The following is a 23,797-nucleotide window of genomic DNA, read 5'->3' as shown; positions in this document are numbered from 1 at the left end:
GGTAGTATCAATTATTGAATTTAAAAAGAGATGAACCATACATTTTCAAAAGAATTAATAGAACTGGCCAAAAAAGACCTTTCCGTCAGAGATAGGCTGTTGTCAGAGGGGCTGCTTTCCGGAGGTTATCATCCTGAAATGGAAATGATCCACAGAAAGAATGCGGAACGGCTTCGGGAAATCATTAAGGAAACCGGATTTCCAACAGTTTCAATGGTAGGGGCGGAAGGCAGTAACGCAGCATGGCTCATTATTCAACATTCGATTGGCGAACCTGAATTTATGAAAAAGTGCTATAAGATGATGATTGAATACAGCAATGATATCAATCCCTCAAATATAGCCTATCTGTACGACAGAATCCAGGTTTTCCAGAGCAAACCGCAACGGTATGGAACACAGTTGACATCGGAAGGCATTCCTTATCCTGTAGAAAACAAAACATATCTTAATGAAGAACGCTTAAAAATGAATCTAAAGCCTCTTTCCTGGGAAGACATCAATAGGATTTCCGGTGTGGAAAGTATTTCTGAAATCGATGGGAAAGATGAGGATTATAACGCATGGAGAGTTAAAACAGGATGGTTTTCTGTTTAATCAGGTATGCGACAGGGTAGGAATCATCAATTTTTGTTTTTCAAAAAGATCTTTGTCCGGAGAAAATCATATAACTACTTCAGTGCAGGAAATATCATTAAAAGCAGCTATCCGAATTTTGAATAAAATCAATGAGCATATTTCGAAAAAAGAATTTCATCAACATAAACAGAATGGGAAATGGGAGTAAAGATATTAATGGAAGCTTTCAGGCAGGGAAGGTTGGGAATATTTCTTATGTTTTTTAAGTTTCACGAAAGTAATGATAAAAAATTTGAAAGTTTCTACATCAGTCAGGTATAAAAGCTTTGTCTTCGAATCTTATTCTGTATCAGAATATTGCATGTGCTATTTGTAAAGATGAAATTTAAATAAATACAGAACCCTGGCTCACCAATTTATTTTTTTTGTATAAAGACTAAAAAATATTTTGTCAGTTTTAAAAAACGTTATATATTTGCACCACTGAAAACAACGGTATAACCGTCATTCAGGAGAGATGGCAGAGTGGTCGATTGCGATAGTCTTGAAAACTATTGACTGTAACAGGTCCGGGGGTTCGAATCCCTCTCTCTCCGCAAAAAAAGCCTATAAACAACGTGTTTATAGGCTTTTTAATTTTCGGGTGCTAATTTAGGTGCTAATTTTTCTATATGAAATTTCATTTTAAAAGTCAATTCTATAACTTTAAATTGTGCAGTTATTTAGTGTGTTTGAAAAACAATAATTATCTCTTCATTATTCCTAAAATTATCTTGACACTTATAATGTAAAAAATTAAGACTGATAATAGTTTGAATAATTCATTAAAGCTTAAATTAAACTTCCATTGAAAGATTGAGATAACTATTTTATAAATTGTTATGGGAAAATTTATAATTGAATACCAATTTAAAAATATTTGATAATAGAAAAACAGAGCTATCATTACAATGTTAAAGCCCCCATATAAAGCAATAAGATAATCCTTTTTCGTTAGTATAGACTTTTCATTTTTAAAAGTAGATAATAGAATCAATTTTAAGTTGTTCATGGCATGGAAATTAAGATTAGGCTTGTTCAACAAGTCTGACAATATCCAATATCCATCAGCTCGCAAAAATGGGATTAGATTGTATAATGCTTTTACTGAAATAGCCAATGCCAAAATTTCCAGTATATGATATTTTATAAAAAAACCAATAATTAATAGTAATAAGCAAAAAATAATTTCAAAATAAATACCTGCACTATTTACTATAATTCTTTTCCACTTACTTAATCTCCATATATCCGTCACGTCTGCAAAAAATGCTGGTATGAAATACAAGTAAAAACCAAAGCCAATTCCTCCATGTCTTGCCTTGAAAAAATGGGATGCACTTGCATGTCCCAGCTCATGAAAAATAGTACTTATAAAAAGTAGCAATATAAAATATGGCACAAAAGTATTAGAGTTGAGAGTCGGATTATTATAATAATTTGTATAAATACTATATCCAAAAATAATGATTGAAAAAAAAATAACCGAATAAAAAACTTTCCTGACAAACAATAGTTTCAAGAAGGGAACTATTGTTGAAATTACTTCTGGTTTAAGAAAAATGAAACCATATTTTATATAGTCCGGAATTTTTGATTGTTCTTTTATTGAATCATCGTGACCAAAAGTTCCATACTGTTTTAGCTGACCAAAAAGCAATATAATTTGTGAATCTGAAATAGGTACTTTATGGCTTTTTTGAAAATCCATATTAATTTGTGATACTGTTCTGCTCCCATCTGCTAAACTTAATAAATCATAGTATTTCTGATTCAGTTTAGTATATTTATTAAGTTTTACATTATGCAGTAAATATTCACTTTCATTGAATTTTGAAAATTCAATATCTGATGATAGTTTATATACAGGGCTTTCCTCCATTATAGTAAAGCCTTTAATGCGTAAGCAGTAGTAAGCGTCTTACTTTTGTAAGGCTCATGGGCTTTAGGTTTAATAAAATTTTCCGCCTTCCAACTACCATTTTCATGCTGATGTTCTATTAAAAATTGTTGTGCGCTATTTTTCATTTTCTCAAGTTCAGGAAACTCTAATAAATTCATGCAAAAAATAGCAAAAGAAGTTGACAAATTTTTATATTGATTCTCATCAAAACTTCCATCAGCATTTTGGAAACCAATCAAAAAGTCTTTTATTTTCTGCTTGACAGCTCCATATTGTGTAGGAAACTCATTAAGCAACCTCAGACAAACATATGTACCATAAAGTTTACCATAGTACCATCTGCTCTCCCAATACCCTTGCTCTTTTTGCTCTGAAATAATATACTTGATTGCTTTTTCTATGGTGGACTTGTATTTTTCTGAATCTAATAAGGTTAAAGCATATACAAAGTTGGCTACAACTTCCACATCTGCCCCTTTTCCCCATTTGGTAGAATTGAATAAATCCTGTTTTTTCTGTTTTTCAGTAAGATTTACTTTAGGAAGAATCCAAGTTTCTATTCCACCACTAGGCTGTGTTCTTTCAGATACGGCAATACTAATTGCTTTTATACAATATTTATCTACCAATTTCCCATTTCCTGTTTTGATAAACTGTTGCATAATTTGCCCTAGATCGTCAATATCTGCTGCTATTTCCTGAACAGTTGGAAAATAAGACCAAGCTCCAATATTGTCCTTATTTTGTCTTCCTTCTATATATTGATTTTCTTTTTCAATAAAAACTTGAAGATTAAGATTAAAAGAATGTGCAATTTCCAACAAACAATCATTCAATAATGCTCTTTGAAAAGTATCTGAAGAATGGATATCAATTTCATTCTCGAATCCTTCCATACCTCCTAAATACATAAAATGCTTTAAATCAACATAATTTTGAAGAAAATCACTCTTAATGAATTGCAAGCCTTTAAAAAAAAAGTCTATTGTGACTTTATTAAAATCAAAAAAGTAATCTTCTTGAATTAATTTTCTTTTTGTATTTGCTTTTTCTTCTATTGTTTTGACATAACCATTAACTGAATCCTTGGTTTGAAGAATTGTTTTTTCAAAGTCGCAGATTGTATCCAGCCACAAACTATCCGGTGGCAATTTTTCAATTACTTTTTTAGCCTTCTCCAAATAATAAATTGATTTTTCAAAAAGAATAACACTTGTTCCATCTATATAAAACAACTTATTTAAAATATTTACATCATATTTATATTTGGAAAAGTCTAATGTTTTGGATAATTCATATACCGCCCAATTAAATTGTTTTTTGTTAAAGTCCTCTGTGAAATCTATAATATCATCATATAATTGAAACCCTATCGAAAAATATTTATGAGATTCGAGCAGTAAATTATAAATTTCGCTATTGTTACTATTTTCTGAAAAAATAAATAAACTATCAATAGCTACTTTTCCAAAGGCAGATTTCATATCTGCAACTTTATTATAATTCTCTTCACTTGGATTATTCCAAAGGTTTTTTTCTAATGATATTGCCTTGCGAAACTCTCTTTTTCTTGTTTCCCAAAGATTCCAAAAATTGTTACCATCTTCATATATTGTGGATAAAATTTTTATTGCATTCTCTTGTAAATCTAAAACATTAAATATTCTATGATTTTCTTGATTATCAATAACAGCATCTAATTGCAAAATAGATTGATAAAAATAAAAGCCTGCTTTTGAAAGCAGGTCTATTGTCACCTTATCTATATCTGGAAAATAATCGTGAAATAGTTTAGGATAATATTCGTAAAATTCTGGAGATTTCTTTTTATGGCTCATCAATAAATTTCTGTTCTTCTTTGGAAAGTAAAGTATTATTTTCTTTAATCTCTTTATTAGCAATATTTTCGGTTAGATTTTTATTTAAATCAATTTTATTTTTCAATCCTTTTTTATCTGATTCTAAAAATTTTTGAAAATTTATTTCTTGAATAAATGAAACGGGATACTTTTTTTCTTTGTATAGCGCATAACCTTTAATTTCGGTATAAACTAAAGCTGGTAGATATTTTCCGTCTTTTTTATAAAAATCATATTTGATATTATTTGAAGTGGCTACACCTTCGTAAGCTTCTCCTCGTTTGTTCTTGTTCTTGAACGACTGAGACATATTTGTTATATAAAGATCAAAACTACTAATGACTTTGTCTGTTTTGCTATATGTAAATTTTCCTTTATATGTATTTATTTCATCTTTTGTTTCAAAATAAATAATTTGAATGTTCTGGTTTTCTGAAAGTATTTTTGAAACAAATACACTATTTTTTGTATCATTTAAAAAACCAATAATTTCACTATTAAAAAATAACTTCTGAATAAAGTTTTTGGGAGTTATTTGAATATCTGTATTAAAGGGATAATCATTAGAAGATACTTTAGTTTTAAAATATTTAATGTTGTTAAAGCCGATTTGGACAAAAGAGTCGACATTATCTTGTGCCTTAAAATTATAGGCATTTGCTAAAGCCCATATGTCAATATTGGCTATTAAAAGGTTAATCATTTTCCCATCAATATAACCTTTTTGCTTTATTGTAGATTGATATAGAGAGGGCTTACTGTAATATATGCTTAGATAATCTTTTAAAGCATTTTGAAACATTTGCCTTATATCTATTTTGGATATTTTCACCTCTTCAATATCTTTATATAATGGCTTTAATTTTATAATAGGAGTTAAAGACTCCAATGTTAACTCTTCATATCCTTGAGCAAAAATATTCAGTGGTTTCTTATCATTTTTTAGTTCTACTTCCCCATCATCGTTACTATACAGCACCACATTATCAGACATAATTCTAACATTTTGAAGAGGTTTGTTTTCTTCAGAATCAATAATTCTTACTTTGATATTTTGAGGAAAATAAAATTGTAATGATAACCCCAAATAGGCTATTAAAAATAATATGGACTTCATTTAGTTGTATTATCTCTTTGATATATTAATGTTCTATCAAATCCATTTTGAAAATAAATCCGATTTGTAAAATTATCTCTGTAAATAACTTCTTTTTCTTTTCCAAGAGAAAAATTAAAACCACTCTTTTTTTGTGGTTTTTTAAAATCTATTACTATTTCTTTTTTGTTGCTTAATCCTAATATTGCAGTATCTTTTTTATATTTAAGAGAATCAGTATACTTTGGAAGTAACTGTGCGTTAATTTGTGAGGATATCAACAAAATTGTTGTAAAAAAAACTACTCTCATAAAAATTGAAATATAAAAACAGCTAATACATAGATTGTATTAGCTGTTACTTTTTAAAATGTCCAAGTGGCACTACCTCCAACGGCAGTAGTATTGGTTTCAATTGTTTCACCAGCATCAAACATTGTAGGTGCAGATACACTTACGTCCCAAGCCTTCATTTCAAATCTTTGTTCCAATTCTTCCATTTGGAAATTTTCTAATAATTCATTTTTTTCAACTTCTTGATCTAGTTGAGTAAAATTTTCTGCATTCATAATATTTTTTTATAAAATTTGACTATAGCAAATTTAAAATAAATTTTTAATTGTGCAATTTTTATATAAATTATTATGTATGATTTAAGACTATTAAGAATAAATTTTCAAATATTTACCGTTTTAATCTACTCTTTTGGTTCTGTTTATTTTTAATATTTTCCAACCCACTTACTATTTTGTTTTCCAAACTTTAAAAAAAATAAAGACAATAGACCTATTTAGCTTCGTAACCATCTTTGAATCTCAGGAATTTCTCCGCATCTTTCGGGTTTTTATTAATCCATTTTTGTACAAGTTCGGTGTTGTTTTCTAATTTTTGAATGTCGTCTTTAGGATATAGCAGTTTTCCATCCTTTTCAAATTCGGAAAGGATTTCCTCTCTAAGCTCGCTTTTGGAACGGATACTTTCGGAATACCATTTGAATGCAAGATTTCCACTTATTAGAATTGTCGAAAATGACAGTAAAATTGCACCAAAAATACCCCAAACAAGATTCGATTTTCGTAAAGCTTCAATACTTTGCTGAGATAATTCCGCAATAATTATTTTCGGGATTTGACTTACGGTTTTCTTAAATATTTCATTTTCTTTTTGATAAGTTCTTGATGTTTCATCGATTATATTTATCAAAGCCGATACAGATTGTTCAAGTTCTGAAGATACATTCATATAATCTTCAACTGAAGCTTTAGTTTCTGTGTTAGATTCAATATTTGCTTTACAGGATTCTATAACTTGATTCAAAATCTCCATTCCGTCTTTTTGTGTATTGTCCATAATTTTTAACGTTTAAATTTTTTATTGTTCTCTATTTTCATTTCATTATTTCTCAAATCCTCATTCCGTTTATTTTGTCTAAGAAATTCCGAATCATTTGATGTTTTCAATTGTTCCGAGCGTTTTGTTTTATCTTCAAAGATTTTCTTTATTTCCGATATTTTCAGCTTGCTAGTAATTTCCGAAAGCTTGTATCCTGCTTTATACTGACGTGAGGTTTCATCGTTGATATCTGTTTTAAGAACGATTCTCATTCCCGAAATCCCGACCTTGACATTGCTCGACAATGAAACCAAATAACCCCGATTCGACATTTCCAAAACCAGCTCTTCAAAATTTTTAGAATTTCCGATACTGGCAACCAGATTCTCATACATCTCATTTCTTTTATCAATGCCTGTTTCGATGTCTGTCTTTATACCCAAATCTCTACAGATTTCCCTTACAGCCTTACCGAAATTCTCCCCGATATTGTGGGATTTGACCGTACATTTTCCAAAAGTGTCAATCCGGTTTACCACGAAATGAATATGCTTTTGTTTCGTAGAATTGTGGACATCCAAGCGATATTGGTTGTTTTCCGAAACTCCGACTTTTGCAAGAGCCTGTATCGTGATTTTCGCCAGTTCTGCATCAGAAAGTTGGTCGCCTGTTTCTTTTGGTGGTGAGATATAACCTGTCAAAGCCCATTTTTTGACATTGGAATTTCTTTTTGCTATTGCTTTCATTTCCAAAAATTGTTCTTCAGGACTGCTTCCGAGAAGATTGTTTGTTCCAAGCATCTTCGCCGTTCCTTTGTCAGTTCCGTTGTATTCCAAAGCGATTTTGGAAATCAGTCTTGTTGTTGCCGAATTATTCATAATTCTTCATTCATCAGATTCTCCCGTTCGTGAATCTTTTGATAGAGGTATTGTTTTATCAATGTCAAAACGGTTTCGATTTCCAGCAGGATATTTTTTTTATTTTCAAAAGCAGACCATTCGGAATTTCGCAAAAGGTTGGTGATTCGGATAAAGTTATTGCCATATTCCAAAAGGATTTTATCAGTTTCAAATTCCTTAGCTTTCAACTCCTCTTTTGTTGCTACCATTCGAAGAAGGGTCGAAATTTTCAAACTGTATTTATTAGCTTCGTCCTCCAGAAACTTAAATTCCTTTTCGGTAAATCGCACGGAAACAACTCGTAAAAGATGGTTCGCACTTTTCTTTTTCAGCCCTCCTTTTTTTCCGAGTTCACGGAAGTATTGTTTCCTTTTTTCCGTCTCTTTTTTTTGTTCCTGCTCACGGGAGACTTTCAGGACAAAACTTTTCAAAAAATCATTCTCCATATTTTTGTGTATTTATTATTTATCAACATTCAGTTTGTTTTTCAAGACGTTTTTGACGATAGGAAAAAACCAAAAAGTTCCAATTTTACAATTAGCGTCCACGCTTTTTGTAAACATTGGGTACTTTTTGCACTAACTACCCACCATATTTCACCTGTGTTTATTTTACTCACCTTCTCCTGTGTATCACTTGCCGTTCATTGGCTGGATTTTTGTAAACCAGCCAATCATTCAAGTCTTTAAAATCTGAATACAAAACACGACAATCTTCTGCTATTTCATTTTCGTTTTTAATCATTTCAATAGCTCTGTTTCCTGCCTCGTCATTGTCAAAATAAAGCTCAATATTTTTATAATTTCCGAGAGAGTTTTTAATGTTGGAAATCATCGATACGGAATTCAAAATGATATAATCAGAAGTGTCTTTTTGTAAAAATTTCTCTACATTTTTAAAGGAAAGAAAATCGAAAAAACCTTCGAAAATTCGAAGCGATTCTGAATCGTTTTTTATGGTTGAAATATCTTTTTTACCCAAGCAGATTTTTGAATATTTATTGCGGATTTCATAACCGCCAGAATCGTTCTTGAAACCAATTCCGAAATTATTTTTATCTTTCATTCGGTAATGAATTTCGTATAAGAACTGAGTTTGATTTTCAACTTTCCTTTCTCTCAAATATTCCAAAAGTGCAGGGTGCTGGATTTCTTTCACGTCACGTATCTCATAATTTTCGCTAGGGTTTTCGAACTTCTGATCAGGAATATTTTGCTTTTGAAAAGAAGAAAAACTCTGCTTCTCTGCCCAAACCAAAACTTCATTGACCGAAGCGTTCAGGTACTTCTTCATAAAGTCGGTATTGTTTCCACCGATTCCTTCTGAAAATAGGTACCATTTGTTTAAACTTTTATTGATTTTAAAAGAGGCTTGGGATTCGCTGGCAAAGGGGTTGAGATACCAAGCTTCTTTTTCATTTTGTTTCGTGGGAAGGTGTCCGAGAGAAAGGAGGACTTCTTCCAGCGATATGCTGTTGAATTGTTTGCAGTTCATTTTGTAATTTTTAATGTTTTTTAGTAATAAATAGCAGGTGTCCTGTCGGTTTAAGTGGACGGGTTTGGTTTTGACTAATTTTTGATGAATTGATGAGAAAACCTTGTAATTAATTGAATTATCGTATTTTACATCCTCATCAAAATCTCATCATCTCATCAAACTTGAGATGTTTTACTCATCATTCTCTCATCAAAAACAAGGTTTCCAAAATTTGATGAGGCTTTTAATGAGAGATAACAGATTGATTTTCTTTTCATTATCTGTTAATTCATCATTTCATCAAATTTTTGGAGAATAAAATTTCTTTCTATTGTAAAATACCGCCCTGTTTTGTTCTGTTGGAAAAAACTTAAACCATAATCTAGGTCGTATTTGATATAGGCTAATGAATTGTTTTGAGGCTCAAGCTTCCAGATTTCCTTTAGGAGTTTTCGGACATCATTAACAGTCCAATAATTATTTCTGAACATTTTACCCAGCATACTGAAAATATCTTGCGGTACGCAATGAATCTTGCTGTCTTCTGTGCTTTCAAAAAATTCATATAGCAGTTCAGTGATCTTTGATTCGAGTTTATTGTTGTTTTTCCAAACCAATTTCTGAAGGGCTTTGGTTCTGATCTCGGAATCTGTGAACCACATTCTTGTCTCCTTCCGGCTGTGAAATGGTCTTTGGATTAGGTATCGAAGGAAATGGGGAATCTCATTGTTGAGATTGCGTAGAAATTCAGTGTTCTCGCTTTTGATTGATCTTACTTTAATAATCCAGAATCGGATCTCATTTTCATCAATCTGAATGAAGTTATCTTCATTGTTGGAACAGAGAATGAATTTTCCAAAGAATTCTACTTCTTCACGGTCTTTTCCTTTTGCCTCTTTCTTATCTTTATCAGTAGTGGAAAGGTATTTTAGGCGTTCGGTAATTTCCTTTTTGTCGAAGAATACTTCATCAATAGCAACAATCAACATCGATGTCCAATCCGAATTGAACTGACTGCTGAACGAATCTCCTTTGATGTAGGTCATATTAAGCCCGAAGATGGATTTCAGCCATTTAATGAATGTGGATTTTCCTGTAGATCTTTCTTTGCTTACAAGACAAAGGATTGGTAACATTTGTATGGGATATTGCAACAATATTTTAATATAGTCTAAACCCAGTTCCAACTGTTCTCCGAAAATATGTTCCATAAACTTCAAGGAAAATGGATTTTTTTCTTTTAAAGCTTCAAAGTTGATATTTTCTTCAACAGGCTGGTAAGGGATTTCATTATAAGTATTGTAGAATCCTTGAATGATCTGCTGGTATTGCAGATGGGAGGGGATGCAACAGAAGCCATCATACTTGGGAACTTTAGAAACATATACTTTTCCGTAGTCGCTGATAATGGTCTCCTTATTCCAGCGAACTAATATTGAGATCTTATCTCCGGAAATTAATGGTTTTTCAATCGTTTTATAGTACGTTGTTCCTACTCTTAGATAAGGAATTTTTTCGCTCATTTTAAAAAGATTTGCTTCCGTAAGGATGTTACGGAAAGGTTGAACAATAGTGATTCGGATAAACAAATGAGTTCGTCTATCTTTTATACTTTAGAGATTTGACATCGTTTAAAGCATTCATTAGATCCAAATGGCTGATTCGGTAGAATCGTCCGATTTGTTCCGCTTTAATGTTTCCTTTTAAAATGTGCGAGCGTACGGTCTGATAATCAAGTTTAAGAATTTCTGAACACTCTTTGATAGAGTACAGCTTCTTTTTCAACTCGATTTCAGGTTCTTTTTTAAGAGAATAAAGTATCTCTTTTACTTCCCCTAATTCATCAAGAATGGTTTGGAATGGATTGCTTGTCTGCATAACGATATTGTTTTATTTGCAGACAAAATTGTATGATTGGAATAACTAATCATACAATTCTACTCAATTGCGTAAAGTTTAATAGCTGATATTAAATAGTTTAGATAATTCCTGATAGATAATCTCTTCAAAATCATTGGGTTTCACAAGGACTGCTCTTGAAAATGTTCCTTTGTCAAAGGTGGAATTGTATTCATTTTCCATAGCTTCAATAATCCTGGTATCCTGAAAATCTGGATTAATAATATGATTGTCCTTCAAGAATCGGTGTATTCTGATAAAAGAAGATTTTTGATCTACAAGTAGATTGTGATTTTCATCAATGAATTTTTTGTCTTTCAAAAAATCAATGAAAATTTCTGAACTGTTTTCACCTATCATAATATCAGATAGGCGAATTTCTCTTTTTGTTTTGCTTTCTAAAGCAAAATATAGAAGAAGGGTAGCTTCAGCACCGTTGAGAAAATTCCCCTGCAACTTCATCATATTACTTGAACTTATTAGGGTGTTAGATTCTTTTCTGTATTGGCCTAAACAGTATTGGATCTTCTCTTCAAAATTATGATTTCTGGATGCGTCAATGTCTTTGAAGTGAAAACTGAAAAAATTATCCAACTTTTCGTACCGAATCAAAAACTCATTTTTCATTTTTTCAGTAAGAACAATTTTGCCAGCTTTCTGTTTGGCTTTGTCAATTCTTTTTGATAGCAACTTTTGAATTCTTTCTCCTCTGATCCGATAATAAATCATCATAGGATAACCTACAAATTCTTCCCAAAAGTTCCATTGTCCGTATAATTTCTTCTGATCCATAAACTAAATTAATAATTATTTAAAAACTTCGTTCATATAATTAACTTTATCATCTTCACTTGGTCTGTAATAGGCATTGAAGACCTCTAAACTCGTATGTCCTGTGTAACTCATAATCACTTTGTCCGGAACTTTATTGTTCTTCATTATCGTAATAAAGCTTCTTCGGGCGGTATGTGAAGATATTCTTTCCCAGAACTCAGTTTTCTTTTCGACAAGTTCATCCCCATACTTCATTGTCTTTTTGATATCCTCTGTGAAGTCCATTTTCTTGAAAACTTCTTTAATAAATTCATTCATCTTTTGATTGGAAATATTTGGAAGTTCATAATCGTATTTTTCAAGAATTGCTCTGGAAATACTGTTTAAAGGAATTGCCAAATTTTTGGATTTACTTTTCAGATCAATCACTCGTATAAAGTCTCCTTGAATATCTTCTTTTGAAATAGAGCTGTAGTTTCCAAAACGCATTCCGGTTACACAACCAAATACAAATAGATCTCTGACCCTTTCCAATCTCTTACTAGTGCTGAAATCATATTGATGGATTTTTTCTACCTGCTCGTAGTTAAGTGCTATCTCGTCCGTTCGGAACTTAGGAGGTTTTTTAAAATTGATAAAACCATTGTTGTAAGTGTATTTTTTGCTCAAAGTCCAATAAAAGAACGTTTTTAACAATCCCACGTTTCTATGGACGGTATTGGCAGAATGGTCTTTTTCTTCAATACAGTATTTGAGAAACTTATTATAAATCTTTTCATCGAAATTCCCTAAGCTTAATTTTAGTTTATATTCCTCTTGGAAATTCTCTAACAACTTTTTGTTATATTCATATCTGTTTTTTGTTGATTTAGATATTCCTTTTCCTGAATAATCATTTTCTTTTTCTTGAACAAATTCATCGTAGATTCTGAAAAAATCATCCTTTCTTTTGATCTTTTTAAATTCTTCATCAAATCGTTGTCTTATAATATCAATTGTTATCTCTTCTCCGATGTTCTTGTAACGATTGACAATTTCGGTGAAATAACCGATGTATCTATCGAGTTGTTTTTTTATACTTCTATGGCTCTCGGCTCTTTTTGTTCTTCCATTTAGATCGTTAGGTTGTCGGTTCTCGAAATCCCATTCTTCGGGTTTAATTTTTTCACCAGTAGAATAGATAAAATTCTTATTTTCATTTCCAAAATAAGAACGGAAGTAAATTAATGTTTCCTTTTCGCTGTTGGGTTCTTTAAGTTTGAAGGTAGAATTCATAAGGTGCTAAATTAGGTGCTAATACTTTCATAATTAAACATAAAAACAACTTGTTTTCATTGATACAAATATACTTAAAATATTGATAAATAGGATACTTATACAAAATTAGATATGTTAATTTTAACAAGGTTCATTTCCCTCACTCTCCGCTGGTTGAGAAACTAAAATAAGCTAAAACGCTGTAAACATCAATGTTTACAGCGTTTTTTGTTTTTGCGCTAGTATCAAAAAAAATCAAAATAGGTCACGATTTTTATGACCTATTCCGTGACCCATCCTGAAAATTTGAAAATAGGTCACGAAAAACTCAGGGAAACCCGACCAATAGGCAGTCTAACGATTGTACATCTTGCAGAAAGTGGTAACAAAAAGTAAATTATTAACAATTAAAGTTACCACACTATGAACAAAACATTCAACCTATTATTCTTTATCAAAAAGAATAAAATCAGAACAAACGGAACTGCTCCCATCTACTTACGGATCACGATAGATGGCAAGGCAGCGGACATTGCCGCTAAAAGGTACATCGACCCACAGAAATGGGATGTTAAAGCACATAAAGCAGTTGGCAACTCTCAGGAGGCGAAAACGCTTAATGTCTATATTAAAACTTTGGAACAACAAGTGTACGATTCTCACTACCAGATGCTGAAAGAAGAAGACTTTGTAACATCTGAAGGTTTAAAATCTAAACTGCTTGGAACTGATGTTTCAACACGAATGCTCATTCCTATTTTTCAGGATCATAATGATAAAGTGGAAGCACTGGTTGGTCAGGATTTTGCGCCTGGAACATTGGAGCGTTATAAAACATCGTTAAAGCATACGCAGGAATTTTTAATCTGGAAATATAAAACTTCTGATATTGACATTACAAAGATCGACCACGCTTTTATTATGGATTATGACTTCTGGCTTCGCAGTGTACGTAAATGCGCAAACAATACCGCGGTAAAGTATATCAAGAATTTCAAAAAGATCATTCTATTATGTATGGCGAATGGCTGGCTCTCCAAAGATCCTTTTTTAAGCTACAAAGCAAAGCTTAAGGTAGTGGAACGTCCATATCTTACCAAAGAGGAAATTCAGACGATTTATGAAAAGGAATTTGCATCAGACAGATTGATTCAGGTGCGTGATATTTTTCTTTTTAGTTGCTATACAGGTTTAGCGTATGTTGATGTAAAGAAATTGACGAAATCTAACGTCAATATTGGAATAGATGGCGATCAATGGATATTCACACATCGTCAGAAAACGGATACCTCAACAAGAATTCCGTTATTGCCTTTAGCCCAGAAGCTAATTTTAAAATATGAAAATCATCCGGAAAGTGTAAATTCAAATGTCCTGTTTCCTGTTCTCAGTAATCAGAAAATGAATTCCTATCTCAAAGAAATTGCGAGTGTTTGTGAAATCAATAAAGAGTTGACATTTCACATCGCAAGACATACATTTGCGACTACGGTTACATTGTCTAATGGAGTACCAATTGAAAGCGTAAGCAAAATGCTAGGTCATACGAATATAAAAACTACTCAGCATTATGCGAAGATCTTGGATAAGAAAGTGAGTGATGATATGGCGTTTTTAAAAGATAAATTTTAATGATAAAAATCAAAGAATATCACAGTATCAAATTTGATCCGATACTGTGATATTTTGATTGTTATATTTTTCATACTAAATATGTTATTTATCCCACTTTTTCATTTCTTTTATTTTAACTGTATCAACAATTTTTGCATAAACTTGTGTTGTACGAATACTTGTGTGTCCTAACAATTTGCTGACTACTTCTATTGGAATCCCTAGTGAGATTGATGTAGTAGCAAATGTATGTCTGGCTACATGACAAGTAACCTTCTTATTGAAACCAAGCTCTATTCCGATCTTTTTTAATACTTTATTGGTCACTTTGTTACAATACATTCTGAAAACATTGCTTTCGTTAAAGGTTTTAGAAGGAAGAAACATTTTTGCTTTTTTACTTAGAGGAATATTTACTAAATATCCGGTTTTGTGCATACGAAGATGTATAGAATTATCAATTATAGAGTCGGTCGAGAATGTTTTTAAATCTGAAAACCGAAGTCCAGTATAGCAAGCAAATAAAAAATAACCTAGAATATTTTTTTCTAATGGTTTCGTGAAATCATTCTTTGAGTAATAATCGGTAAGTCTATTTAGTTCTTTAATTGATAGGAAATCTCTTTTACCATCAACTTTTTTTATGGAAGTATATTGAAATGGATTCGTTTTTATGTAGCCGAAACGCATAGAGATATTTACAAATGTTCGCAGCACTCTTAGACTTTTACTGGCAGTATTTTCATTATTGCCTAAAGTTGTTAGCATATATTGTTTGTAATCGTTTATGAATTTTTCGTTAATATCCGAAAAGATAATTTCTTTCTTAAATTTAAGAATCTTAGAAATCTGAGATTTATATCCGAACCAAGTTTCCGACTTAAATTTTGTTTTATTTTCTTCTAAATAACTGAGAATATAATTAGTAAAACTTTGTTCTGTTAAATAATGATTTAAACCAAGTAGGCGGTCTTTGAACTGTACTAATGACAAAGGATATTCTTCATTTAAAAAATTATCCACCAGCAATTTGATGGATTTTTTATCTATAGCTTCCAGTATCATATTATACCTTCCATAATGATTATTTTGAGATTTAACCCTTTGACTTCTCAATGACCAGTCTCGCATAGGAATTTTTACAGGTGTAGCAATTTCTATTTTCTTTCCTTTTAAAAATGCTCTCAAATAAATTGGATATAACCCTTCTTTGTTCTTTTCTTTTTTTATTACAAAGCGATAGCTTATCTGTATACTCATAATTATAAGTGAAGTATTTGTGAAGTAAATAAATGTTTAAATTACAATATAGAGATATTTAAACTGATACAAATCAACAGATATGCTTACGTATATGCAGATATGGGAAAACCTAGGCCGCTAAAAAGTAATTCGGGTAAAAGTTTTCAGGGAAGCATTGTGCTTGGAAAAGGATTTATATTAACACCAGCAGAAGCTTTTGCTTTGATTAATAAAGATCCCAGAAACAAAGAAGTATTATATCCTTACCTTAATGGAGATGATCTTAATAACAGTCCTACTCAAGATCCATCTCGATGGGTAATTAACTTTTTAGATTGGTCAGAAGAGAAGGCTCGAAGCTATCCAGACTGCTTTGACATAGTGGAACGTTTAGTCAAACCAGAGCGTTTTATACAGAAAGATAAAGGAGCTAAAGAAAAATGGTGGCAGTTTTTAAGATCCAGAAAAGAACTTTATGCTACTATATCTGAGTTAGACCAGGTAATGGTTTTAAATCGTCATGCCAAATATTTATTAATTTCTATTTGTAAAAATAATATGATCTTTTCTGAGGCAACTATCGTATTTGCATTCAATACATTTTCAGAATTAGCCATACTAAACTCTTCTATCCATGATGTCTGGGCTTGGAAAAATAGTTCAACAATGGGGGCTTCTACATTACGGTACTCTGGCACGAACGCTTTTGAGACTTTCCCTTTTCCTACAGTTAAATCTGAGAAATTAAATAGTCTGGGAAATGAACTTCATCTAACTCGTTTAAAAATAATGAAGCATTATCAATTAGGTTTAACAGATTTACAAAATATATTCCATAATATTCATCTTGACAATAAAACTGAAATATACGATGATATAATTAAGCTAAGAGAGATATACAAATCGATTGATTTCGAAATCATTAAATTATATAAATGGAATGATATAGATTTGAAACATTACTTTTACGAATTAAATCATCTTCCTGAAAACGATCGCTCAAGATTTACAATAAATCCTACTGTAAAAAAAGAAATTCTGAAGCGGTTATTACTATTAAATCTTGAGCAATCTAAATCTGATAACTTAGGTAAAAAAAGATTAAGAGTTGTTTCAAAAAATTCAACCAACACTTTATTTCCCGAAGATTAAAATAGTTTCGGGAAATTGTATTTTTTCTTTTGATTATCTACCTTTTTATGATTAGGCTTAATGTTTTTTGAATTTTCAGATACTTCCTCTTTGTAACGCTGGTGATTGAGCATGAGCAGACGTTTTAGTATTTCCTTACGAGCTTTTGGGTGAATGGTGTAGCGAATTCGATCAATTTCAGGTAAATATTCAACATCATAAAAATCATTTTGTAAATTTATGTCTGTCCAACCATATTCCTTTATTACTGCTTCATCTATTAATTTATGTAAAAGGCGAAGTCTTTTAATTCCATCAATCACTTCTTCAAAAGAAGTATTTATATCTATTTTAATCAAATGATTCCGTAAGAGTTTTACTTGTTTATCATTTTCATTAATTTCTTCTGAAATACCCGACGAATGAAAAAGATTATAAATTTTTGTAAGTCCGAGTTGAGTTTTTAACATTAACTCCTTACGAGATAATAAATACGCATTTCCCAAATCTGCTAGGTTTTCGATATCTTTAGGAAATGCAAAATTTTCAAAACAGTCATTAGGTGCAAAATTAATTCCATTTGAACCTATTGTAGAAGTGTTTTTCCAAACCCAACAATCATATATCGTGGATTGTAAAATCGCAAAAATTCCTTTTTCTTCAAATGTTAAAACAACAATCTTATCCATAAAAACATTGGAAGATTCAATAAAAGTTGTTACGAAATACTTTGATACTCTCGTAATCACCATTACCTGGTCTAACTCAGATATGGCATTATATAGAGCAGGTCTTTTCTCACCATATATCCACCACTTTTGAGGTAGCGGCTTTCTTAAAGCATATGTACCTATAATTTCATTGCCATCATTGTCTTTTTTCCATCGCTGTCTTTCAGACTTAACCAACTTTTCAACAATCTCGTAACAGTCAGGATAAGATCGAGCCTTCTCTTCATCCCAGTCAAAGAAATTTATGACCCATCTTGAGGGTTTTTGTTCAGGATCATTGTTTAAGTCGTCACCATTTAAATATGGGAAAAGTACGTCCTTATTTCGCGGGTCTTTTTCTATCAGTTTTTCTGCTTCTTCTGTCGTTAAAACAAACCCCTTCCCCAATACGATACTTCCTTGGAAACTCTTTCCTTTATTCGACAACAAAGGCCTAGGTTTTCCCATCACTTCGGAATCATCCAAATAGGAGGTAATTCGATCCACAGATTTATTATCTAAAATAAACTGTTTTTTCCATTCACCTTTATGGATTGTAATCAAAGAAACCTCGACGGCAGCTTGTCCCGGCCATTTCATAGAACGAATCGCATGATTAATAACCCCATTGCTTGAACATATAACATCTAAACCGCCTTCACGTGCAGATCCCTGAGCAATAGTATTCGTAGAAATTAAAGACTGAAATCCATTTGTTTTAATTACATCAAAAATTCTCCTGAAAAAATAAGTAACTAAATCTACCGCTCCAACTGGTCTGTAGGTATGTTTTAGATACTCAAGGAAGTTTGTTCCATAATTCCCGGTAAGCTTTTGTCCTCCTAAGAATGGTGGATTACCTAAAATACAGTCAAAACCACCTTGTTGGAAAACTTCCGGAAATTCCAGGAACCAATGAAAAAATTTTTTGTGTTCCGCAATTGCCATACTTGCACCTCGATCTAAAATTTGGGTACCAGAATTCAAATAAGTTTTGTATTTACTATGTGTCGTCAGTTTTTCTTTGTTTTCTGTAGTTTTGGGAATAAAGAACTGTGCTACTTGTAAGTTTGCCAATTGCTTGAGTCTAAACCATTTTTTGCCATTGGTTAAATCGTGATAAGCATTGGCTTTTTTTTCAATCTGCTCAGAAGTACTTTCCGGCATTTGGTTAAACTGATTTATAGATTTTTGTACGTCTACAAAATCTTCATTAACGGTATTCAGATCAAAAAGTTCGCTCATCTGCGATTTACGCTCCTCGTCATTACGCTTTTTAAAAGCGGAAGCTATTGTTTTTTCGTCATCAGGAAGAGCCTTAAACGCTTCACTGGCAATGCCATTTTGGAGTTCTTCATAATGTGCTAATCCCAAAATGGCGTTACCATTTTTAATATGATGGTCTAAAAAATTTAATGGCTCACCAGGATCATGAGCTTCTAACCATAAAGCTACTTTACATAGTTCTACAGCTAAGGGATTTAAGTCAACTCCATAAATACAGTTTTTAATTACATCGCGAATTGCTATACGCAAAACAGATGGTGTAGGCTGATCTTCATTGCTTCTTATTCTTGCGAGTTCAAAGCCAATTCTTCGAGCAGCGGAAAGCAAAATATGCCCACTTCCACAAGCCACATCACATACTGTAATACTCAACATTGCCTTTTCAGGATCAGCTTCTTTTAATTTGTCGGCAATCACATGATCCAAAGAATGGATAATCAATGGTTTTACCAACTCTTCAGGAGTATAGTGTGAACCTGATGAAGACCGGGCATCTCCTTGTTTAAATCTAAATTCGGCATTTTCTACCACGGGCTCAAATTCTAACAATCCTTCATACACCGAGCCAAATTCTTCTACATCTAAATCGGCATAGTTTACCCGAATGGTATGTCTGTTTTCATTTTCAAATGTGACTAAAGATTTAAATACATTCAATACATCTTTATTATTCAATGCGGTTGATTCGATACTCGCGATAGCGTTTCTATTAAAAATTCCAGAACTTAACGCATCAATTCCTAATTCTTTGCCATAATATCTATCTTCAAAAAGCCTGAATGTTGTCATTAATGATTGCCAAAGATCCGTCTTCTTTGGATCAATATAAATGGCTTTATTGACCAGAAAGGTAAGCCGTTGAATGCTGTAATACTTGTAGTAAATATCCTTGAGCTTCTTTTTATCATCGGTTAAATTTTCTTTATAAATCAGATTACGTTCTTCGATGACTAATAGAAATAATATGCGATAAACAGATCTTAGGATATGTAAGTAGTAGTCTTTTGCGGAAAGTGTTTCTGTTTCAAAAGCACTTCTTAATTCAGTATTTTCTTGCTGTGCAAGTAATCCATTAGCTAAAGATAGTATTGAACCTTTAACAGCATCGCTTAAACGTTCACGGATGCGTGAACCTGAAGCTAAAGCCTCATTATGATAATATTCAAGCGTAGCATCTTTTCCATCTTCTTTTTTATCATTGATACGCGAAGCATGTAACAGACGGTAGAAAATAGCAAATTCAGCATAGTGCCCTTCTTCCATCATTTGTTCCAGATTGAACTCCAGATAACTTAGTCTTGAAAGTCTTGTAGCATCACGCAATACACGGAAATAGTTTCCATTAGTTACAAAGCCATAAATGTATTCAGTAGAATTAATATATTCCTGCACCAAAGAATGAGGTGATAGTCTCGGCCCACTCTCTGCTTTTTTATCCATTGATTGTTCACTACCTACAATATGTATAGGAAACCCATCTTTATTGGAAGCTCTGTGAGATATAGCATAAGATTTTCCATTGACAAGTTCCGCATTGGAAAGTGCAACCTGGTAGCCTAAAAGATTAAGAAGCGGAACAATCCAATATTTACGGGTTTCAGAAATTCCTTTATCTATTTCAGAAAATGAACTCCTTTTTTGTTTAAAGATTTGCCAATGTGTATTGAGCAGGCTCCAAGCGTTATTTATCTCATCACGGACTAATTCACTAGGTTTTAATCCAAAATCTTGGGGTTTCTGAAAACTGATATCATCCTGACGAATCTTTTCGAGAATTTCGCTTGTGAAAATATTTCCCTGTATATTTATAGTTGTTAATTTCATAGTTAAAAAAGAGATTTGGGTTTTGGCAAAAGGATATAAACACCCATAACATCAGGTGGAAGTACAGGGGTTGATTTTTCGTAACTACGTCCACCAATCAAAGTTTTAAATCTTCCGTGTGCCTCTACCAATCTATCTGCACGTTGTGTGGCAATTTCTATAAATGCATCTTTCTTATTTTCAAAAGAATTTAGTTCTACCGTTAAAAGTTGCTGTTGCTGTTCAATAGAAATATTACTTAAAGGAATAGATTCGTTTAGTAACTTATTGGATGTCTCAAAATCAACATGTTGTAAAACACCCTCATTTTCTCTATATCCCCATAGATACATTTCTTCTGCTACAGATTCATTTCTGGAACGGATTTCTTTGACGACATTTCTAACTCTAAACATAACTAAAGTCGTTTTACTTTTTACGCTTTCTGTTTGTATCACACTTGTTCTTGCTAAACCATAAGAATTACCTTTTTCCTCAAATGCATTGCTTACTATATAGTGACAAAGTTGCTCTACAAAACGATGATTTCTTCCAATATACTGGTATCCTTTGGGGGTGGGAGAATTAAAAGCAATTTTGGTTTCTGTTTTTCCTTTTAATTGTTCTGTTTTAGAAAGTAACGAAACTTGAAGATGCTTTGGAAGGTTCGTTGTCTGAACTTTATAACCGTCCAAATCAGATGTAACAGCTGCTCCTAATGATTGTAAGGCAAATACAGTAAAACTTTCAACAACTTTTGGATCACCAATAGCTTCATCTACTTCTTGCAGGTCTTTTTTAATTGCTTCAGCATCTACAGATTCCTGAGCGAAAATAGAGCGTAAGTTTTCTCCTTTTTTACGAGCCATTTCCAACTCGTTATCAATTCTTATTTTGTCTTCGGCAAAAAGAGTCAATTGTTCAGCTTCTGATGAAGTTTTTAAAATTTTCTGGGTAAGTTCTGTCATTAGCGACTTATTATTTTCGCCAATAGGAATCGTAACACCAATACTTTTTTGAATTTCACGCACTTTACGAATCAGTACTTCTAGAATAAACTTATCCATAGGATTATTTTCCCCATAAAGCATATAAGTTTTAATAATCTTGGAATCTTGTCCGAAACGGTCAACCCTACCTTCCCTTTGTTCTATTCTGTTCGGATTCCAAGGAAGATCATAGTGCAATACTGCATTAAAATGATCTTGTAAATTGATTCCTTCACTTAAACAATCTGTAGCAACAAGAACTCTTTTTTTATGTTCTCCCATTCTTTCAATTTCTTCTTTACGCTGTTCATCAGCCAATTCAGAAGTAATTGCTTGTACTAATATATTTTTAGGAAGAGCTTCTTTAAGCTTCTCTTCTACATACTTTGCAGTAGCAATATAATGACAGAAAATGATTGGTTGAAAGTCTTCCTTTAGCCAATTTCGAATCAGATCAATAGTATGCTTTATTTTAAGATCTGTTCCTGTATCTTCATTTAGAAACTCTGCCTGCTTTAACAATTGAGTAAGGCCTTCCAATTCTGCTGTTTTATAATCAACAGCATTTAACAAATCTGATCTTGAAAAATCTACTCCAAAATCATTTTCTTCAAACAAAGTGTCTTCAACAGCATCTGTGCTAATATCGATGAGTTCTTCCTCTAAGGTCAGCTTTGCTTGGCGTTTTGCCAACATTTCTTTAGCCATAGCAGGACTTGACATAGCCCCCTTAATTAAAGCAATCGCAGCCCAGGAACGCAAAAGTCTTGTATTTTCATTATCCGTTTGTACATCTGAAATTCCTCTTGCAAATGCAACTAATTCATTATAAAAAGTTTTGGTGTCTTCTGATAATGTGAAACCTACTTCTTTAGAATCTCTTTCCGGAAATAAAGTATCCTCGTTTAACCATCTACGAATATTTTCACGCTTACGCTGGATAAAATACTGTGCAATTTTTCGTCTGTCAGCTTGCTCCAGTTGCTCAAAATTTAGTTGTTGGAAGGTTGTGTTTAATAAGCCTAGAAGAGAAAGAAACTCTTCATCCTTACCACTATGTGGTGTTGCAGTGAGCAATACCAGATGTCGCTCTTTATTCGCAGCAACATCGTAAATTAAGTTATATCGCTGTTGCTGATTTCTTGATGATGCACCTTTAGGTAAAGTACAGGTATGAGCTTCGTCCACAACGACTAATTCAGGGCAGTCATTTAGAAAGATACCTCTACGTTTATCTGTTTTTATATAATCAACCGAAATCACTTGATACGGGATATGATAAAAGACAGAACGATCATCAGGTACCATGCGATCCAATCGGGATGCTGTACTGGAACGGATTATCTCTGCATCAATGTCTAATTTATCTTTTAATTCTTGTTGCCATTGTTCGCATAGATGAGGTGGACAAATCACCGCAAATCTTTTGATTTCACCTCTTTCAATAAGTTCTTTGATTATGAGTAAAGCCTCTATTGTTTTTCCAATTCCGACATCATCAGCAATCAATAGTCTGGTGACTTCCTGCTTTAGTGCCATTACTAATGGAACAACCTGATAGGATCTTGGTCTGAAGGATAATTTACCCATACTTCTAAATGGACCTGCAGCATTTCTCAAAGAAAGTCGAGAAGCGTTGTACAAAAGTTTTGCTGTCTCAAAGTTTCCGATCTGACTCGTTGTTGGTTCTTTAAAGGTGGCTTTTTCTACAGCTTCGATATCTTTGGCTAAAGGCATAAAAATACCAGTAATTTCTTCATCGGAACCTCCAAGTGGTTTTACCAAAATAATCTGATCTTCATTTGATGGGAGCACCATCCAATCGCGATTTCTATATCGTACTAAGTTGCCTGGACTATATTTGTTATTCATTTTTTATATACTTATAAACCTGTGATTTCATTAAAAG

19 protein-coding genes and 1 tRNA gene are annotated in these 23,797 nt (G+C 32.4%); 4 read left to right on the top strand and 16 right to left on the bottom strand.

Translation table 11 applies throughout. From position 1 onward, the window contains the following. Nucleotides 1–30 precede the first annotated feature (30 nt). Nucleotides 31–597, top strand: a complete 567-nt coding sequence (locus EG346_RS21140; protein ID WP_073335966.1) for a DUF6624 domain-containing protein — start codon at nucleotides 31–33, stop codon at nucleotides 595–597. Nucleotides 598–1,090: 493 nt separating this feature from the next. Beyond that, nucleotides 1,091–1,175, top strand: a tRNA-Ser gene (locus tag EG346_RS21135). Nucleotides 1,176–1,324: 149 nt separating this feature from the next. Here EG346_RS21135 and EG346_RS21130 read toward each other — a convergent pair. From EG346_RS21130 to EG346_RS21070, 13 genes are all read right to left on the bottom strand, one after another. After that, on the bottom strand, nucleotides 1,325–2,500 hold the full coding sequence (locus tag EG346_RS21130; RefSeq protein WP_028123562.1) for a zinc metalloprotease: 1,176 nt from the start codon (nucleotides 2,498–2,500) through the stop codon (nucleotides 1,325–1,327). Next, on the bottom strand, nucleotides 2,500–4,359 hold the full coding sequence (locus EG346_RS24935) for a prenyltransferase/squalene oxidase repeat-containing protein (protein ID WP_034975277.1): 1,860 nt from the start codon (nucleotides 4,357–4,359) through the stop codon (nucleotides 2,500–2,502). The genes EG346_RS21130 and EG346_RS24935 overlap by 1 nt, the downstream gene beginning before the upstream one ends. Then, nucleotides 4,349–5,497, bottom strand: coding sequence for a hypothetical protein (locus tag EG346_RS21120; RefSeq protein ID WP_028123564.1), 1,149 nt, complete (start codon nucleotides 5,495–5,497; stop codon nucleotides 4,349–4,351). Before EG346_RS21120 ends, EG346_RS24935 begins: the two co-directional genes overlap by 11 nt. Further along, nucleotides 5,494–5,787 carry a hypothetical protein gene (locus tag EG346_RS21115; RefSeq protein WP_028123565.1) on the bottom strand — a complete coding sequence of 98 codons (294 nt, stop codon included), beginning with the start codon at nucleotides 5,785–5,787 and terminating at the stop codon, nucleotides 5,494–5,496. The genes EG346_RS21120 and EG346_RS21115 overlap by 4 nt, the downstream gene beginning before the upstream one ends. Nucleotides 5,788–5,840: 53 nt before the next feature. Continuing rightward, nucleotides 5,841–6,044, bottom strand: coding sequence for a hypothetical protein (locus EG346_RS21110; protein WP_028123566.1), 204 nt, complete (start codon nucleotides 6,042–6,044; stop codon nucleotides 5,841–5,843). Nucleotides 6,045–6,261: 217 nt separating this feature from the next. Beyond that, a complete protein-coding gene (locus EG346_RS21105) occupies nucleotides 6,262–6,825 on the bottom strand; it encodes a hypothetical protein (protein WP_028123567.1) in 564 nt (187 codons plus the stop codon). Between the two features lie 5 nt (nucleotides 6,826–6,830). Next, nucleotides 6,831–7,685 carry a relaxase/mobilization nuclease domain-containing protein gene (locus EG346_RS21100; protein ID WP_051259716.1) on the bottom strand — a complete coding sequence of 285 codons (855 nt, stop codon included), beginning with the start codon at nucleotides 7,683–7,685 and terminating at the stop codon, nucleotides 6,831–6,833. Continuing rightward, complete coding sequence (locus tag EG346_RS21095; RefSeq protein WP_028123568.1) at nucleotides 7,682–8,152, bottom strand: hypothetical protein; 471 nt, start codon at nucleotides 8,150–8,152, stop codon at nucleotides 7,682–7,684. The genes EG346_RS21100 and EG346_RS21095 overlap by 4 nt, the downstream gene beginning before the upstream one ends. 169 nt (nucleotides 8,153–8,321) lie before the next feature. Then, nucleotides 8,322–9,200 (bottom strand): DUF8464 domain-containing protein, encoded by an 879-nt coding sequence (locus EG346_RS21090; RefSeq protein ID WP_103294177.1) that lies wholly within the window; start codon nucleotides 9,198–9,200, stop codon nucleotides 8,322–8,324. 266 nt (nucleotides 9,201–9,466) lie between these two features. Further along, nucleotides 9,467–10,705, bottom strand: coding sequence for a primase-helicase family protein (locus tag EG346_RS21085; protein WP_103294176.1), 1,239 nt, complete (start codon nucleotides 10,703–10,705; stop codon nucleotides 9,467–9,469). 76 nt (nucleotides 10,706–10,781) lie between these two features. Beyond that, on the bottom strand, nucleotides 10,782–11,060 hold the full coding sequence (locus tag EG346_RS21080) for a helix-turn-helix domain-containing protein (RefSeq protein ID WP_103294175.1): 279 nt from the start codon (nucleotides 11,058–11,060) through the stop codon (nucleotides 10,782–10,784). A gap of 78 nt (nucleotides 11,061–11,138) precedes the next feature. Further along, a complete protein-coding gene (locus EG346_RS21075; RefSeq protein ID WP_103294174.1) occupies nucleotides 11,139–11,873 on the bottom strand; it encodes a hypothetical protein in 735 nt (244 codons plus the stop codon). Nucleotides 11,874–11,888: 15 nt separating this feature from the next. Further along, a complete protein-coding gene (locus EG346_RS21070; RefSeq protein WP_103294173.1) occupies nucleotides 11,889–13,130 on the bottom strand; it encodes a tyrosine-type recombinase/integrase in 1,242 nt (413 codons plus the stop codon). Nucleotides 13,131–13,535: 405 nt separating this feature from the next. On the opposite strand from EG346_RS21070, the gene EG346_RS21065 reads away from it, so the two are divergent. Further along, nucleotides 13,536–14,744: a site-specific integrase gene (locus tag EG346_RS21065; protein WP_123881339.1), complete on the top strand. Its 1,209-nt coding sequence runs from the start codon at nucleotides 13,536–13,538 to the stop codon at nucleotides 14,742–14,744. 84 nt (nucleotides 14,745–14,828) lie between these two features. On the opposite strand, the gene EG346_RS21060 is transcribed toward EG346_RS21065, so the two are convergent. Next, on the bottom strand, nucleotides 14,829–15,986 hold the full coding sequence (locus tag EG346_RS21060) for a site-specific integrase (protein WP_123881337.1): 1,158 nt from the start codon (nucleotides 15,984–15,986) through the stop codon (nucleotides 14,829–14,831). A gap of 102 nt (nucleotides 15,987–16,088) precedes the next feature. Here EG346_RS21060 and EG346_RS21055 point away from each other — a divergent pair, with 102 nt between their 5' ends. After that, entirely contained in the window at nucleotides 16,089–17,120 is a 1,032-nt protein-coding gene (locus tag EG346_RS21055; protein WP_185148140.1) for a type IIL restriction-modification enzyme MmeI, read from the top strand. Here EG346_RS21055 and EG346_RS21050 read toward each other — a convergent pair. Together EG346_RS21050 and EG346_RS21045 are read right to left on the bottom strand one after the other, a co-directional pair. Further along, nucleotides 17,117–20,920, bottom strand: a complete 3,804-nt coding sequence (locus tag EG346_RS21050; RefSeq protein WP_228429352.1) for an Eco57I restriction-modification methylase domain-containing protein — start codon at nucleotides 20,918–20,920, stop codon at nucleotides 17,117–17,119. The two genes, EG346_RS21055 and EG346_RS21050, sit on opposite strands and share 4 nt — an antisense overlap. 2 nt (nucleotides 20,921–20,922) lie before the next feature. Next, nucleotides 20,923–23,760, bottom strand: coding sequence for a helicase-related protein (locus EG346_RS21045; protein WP_123881335.1), 2,838 nt, complete (start codon nucleotides 23,758–23,760; stop codon nucleotides 20,923–20,925). Between the last annotated feature and the right edge of the window lie 37 nt (nucleotides 23,761–23,797).

The organism is Chryseobacterium carnipullorum, from assembly GCF_003815695.1.
Lineage (GTDB): Bacteria > Bacteroidota > Bacteroidia > Flavobacteriales > Weeksellaceae > Chryseobacterium > Chryseobacterium carnipullorum.
The sequence above is the reverse complement of the archived record's forward strand: the minus strand, read 5'-3'. Positions and strand labels throughout refer to the sequence as shown.

What these genes read in the sequence shown, in the direction of transcription:
- EG346_RS24935 (WP_034975277.1), bottom strand. Translation starts at nt 4,359, where the DNA reads ATGAGCCATAAAAAGAAATCTCCAGAATTTTACGAATATTATCCTAAA.
- EG346_RS21110 (WP_028123566.1), bottom strand. Translation starts at nt 6,044, where the DNA reads ATGAATGCAGAAAATTTTACTCAACTAGATCAAGAAGTTGAAAAAAAT.
- EG346_RS21100 (WP_051259716.1), bottom strand. Translation starts at nt 7,685, where the DNA reads ATGAATAATTCGGCAACAACAAGACTGATTTCCAAAATCGCTTTGGAA.
- EG346_RS21055 (WP_185148140.1), top strand. Translation starts at nt 16,089, where the DNA reads ATGGGAAAACCTAGGCCGCTAAAAAGTAATTCGGGTAAAAGTTTTCAG.
- EG346_RS21050 (WP_228429352.1), bottom strand. Translation starts at nt 20,920, where the DNA reads ATGAAATTAACAACTATAAATATACAGGGAAATATTTTCACAAGCGAA.
- EG346_RS21080 (WP_103294175.1), bottom strand. Translation starts at nt 11,060, where the DNA reads ATGCAGACAAGCAATCCATTCCAAACCATTCTTGATGAATTAGGGGAA.
- EG346_RS21075 (WP_103294174.1), bottom strand. Translation starts at nt 11,873, where the DNA reads ATGGATCAGAAGAAATTATACGGACAATGGAACTTTTGGGAAGAATTT.
- EG346_RS21090 (WP_103294177.1), bottom strand. Translation starts at nt 9,200, where the DNA reads ATGAACTGCAAACAATTCAACAGCATATCGCTGGAAGAAGTCCTCCTT.
- EG346_RS21095 (WP_028123568.1), bottom strand. Translation starts at nt 8,152, where the DNA reads ATGGAGAATGATTTTTTGAAAAGTTTTGTCCTGAAAGTCTCCCGTGAG.
- EG346_RS21085 (WP_103294176.1), bottom strand. Translation starts at nt 10,705, where the DNA reads ATGAGCGAAAAAATTCCTTATCTAAGAGTAGGAACAACGTACTATAAA.
- EG346_RS21130 (WP_028123562.1), bottom strand. Translation starts at nt 2,500, where the DNA reads ATGGAGGAAAGCCCTGTATATAAACTATCATCAGATATTGAATTTTCA.
- EG346_RS21120 (WP_028123564.1), bottom strand. Translation starts at nt 5,497, where the DNA reads ATGAAGTCCATATTATTTTTAATAGCCTATTTGGGGTTATCATTACAA.
- EG346_RS21140 (WP_073335966.1), top strand. Translation starts at nt 31, where the DNA reads ATGAACCATACATTTTCAAAAGAATTAATAGAACTGGCCAAAAAAGAC.
- EG346_RS21045 (WP_123881335.1), bottom strand. Translation starts at nt 23,760, where the DNA reads ATGAATAACAAATATAGTCCAGGCAACTTAGTACGATATAGAAATCGC.
- EG346_RS21115 (WP_028123565.1), bottom strand. Translation starts at nt 5,787, where the DNA reads ATGAGAGTAGTTTTTTTTACAACAATTTTGTTGATATCCTCACAAATT.
- EG346_RS21105 (WP_028123567.1), bottom strand. Translation starts at nt 6,825, where the DNA reads ATGGACAATACACAAAAAGACGGAATGGAGATTTTGAATCAAGTTATA.
- EG346_RS21060 (WP_123881337.1), bottom strand. Translation starts at nt 15,986, where the DNA reads ATGAGTATACAGATAAGCTATCGCTTTGTAATAAAAAAAGAAAAGAAC.
- EG346_RS21070 (WP_103294173.1), bottom strand. Translation starts at nt 13,130, where the DNA reads ATGAATTCTACCTTCAAACTTAAAGAACCCAACAGCGAAAAGGAAACA.
- EG346_RS21065 (WP_123881339.1), top strand. Translation starts at nt 13,536, where the DNA reads ATGAACAAAACATTCAACCTATTATTCTTTATCAAAAAGAATAAAATC.